The organism is Pseudoalteromonas sp. S1727 (assembly GCF_005886375.1).
Classification (GTDB): Bacteria; Pseudomonadota; Gammaproteobacteria; order Enterobacterales; family Alteromonadaceae; genus Pseudoalteromonas; species Pseudoalteromonas haloplanktis.
This window is the reverse complement of the sequence record NZ_PNDT01000248.1, coordinates 1-496: the sequence shown is the minus strand read 5'-3', so window position 1 is coordinate 496 and position 496 is coordinate 1. Positions and strand designations below refer to the sequence as shown.

The window sequence follows — 496 nt, the reverse complement described above, 5'->3', positions numbered from 1 at the left end:
ACATGGTACATTAAAAATAAATTCACTGCCTTTACCAAACTCACTTTCAACACTAATGTACCCGCCCATCATAATTGCTAATTGCTGCGACAGACTCAAGCCCAATCCAGAGCCACCAAACCTACGACTTATAGTATTATCGCCTTGCTGAAAGCATTCAAAAATATTTTTAATTTGCTCGGTGTTCATACCAATACCGGTATCTTTAACTTTAAAGCACACCCCTTGCTCTATAGTATTAACATGCAAAGTAACACTGCCGACTTCTGTAAATTTAATCGCATTCGTTAATAAGTTAATTAGTATTTGTTTCACACGAATTAAATCTAACTTAGTCCAGTAACTTGCCCCTAGCTGATTCTCTAATAACAGCGTTAGGCCTTTGCTTTTAGCTTGCATACTCGACATCGCGTAAACATCATTAATCATCACAACAAGATCGAATTCACTGGTGTGCAAATCTAAACGATTTGCTTCTATTTTGCTGATATCAAGC

1 protein-coding gene is annotated in these 496 nt (G+C 36.9%); it reads right to left on the bottom strand.

From position 1 onward, the window contains the following. Nucleotides 1–496: sensor histidine kinase (locus CWB85_RS21875; protein WP_171039066.1), on the bottom strand; the 496-nt coding region annotated here is incomplete at both ends.